The sequence below is a fragment of the Chromobacterium sp. ASV23 genome (assembly GCF_016428945.1).
In the GTDB taxonomy this organism is placed as follows: domain Bacteria; phylum Pseudomonadota; class Gammaproteobacteria; order Burkholderiales; family Chromobacteriaceae; genus Chromobacterium; species Chromobacterium sinusclupearum.
Genome location: NZ_JAELTR010000221.1, coordinates 1 through 404 on the forward strand (window position 1 = coordinate 1; position 404 = coordinate 404).

Below are 404 nucleotides of genomic sequence, written 5' to 3' on the forward strand. Positions count from 1 at the left end.
CATAATACCAGCATATGATCACCAATACAGCATTTACCTCATTCTTATTACGACTGGCACTGGCCGGAGGATTTCTTTCTGCGGTGGCCAGCAGGACCGGCCTCTGGGGGAAACAATCCTCCGGATGGGATGCCTTCCTTCATTATACCGCACAGGTGAATTCCTTTATGCCACCAGCGGCTATTCCTCCTGTTGCCATCCTTACCACGATATTGGAAACCTCGCTGGGACTCCTGTTACTACTGGGTTACAAAACCAATATAGTAGCCCTGGCAGCCGGGGTGCTCACCTTATTATTTTCATTGACGATGGCCTATTCGTTTGGATGGAAGGAAGTACTGGATTATTCCGTACTGGCATTCACTGCAGGCGCTTTCCTATTGTCTTCTCTTCCAACTTACCGT

General features: G+C 48.8%; 1 protein-coding gene. It reads left to right on the plus strand.

Features of this window, described 5'->3' with window-relative positions; all coding sequences use genetic code 11:
- Window positions 1-14: 14 nt before the first annotated feature.
- Window positions 15-404, plus strand: a 390-nt coding sequence (locus tag JHD59_RS22320) for a MauE/DoxX family redox-associated membrane protein (protein WP_199155879.1), incomplete at its 3' end; no start/stop codon positions are given.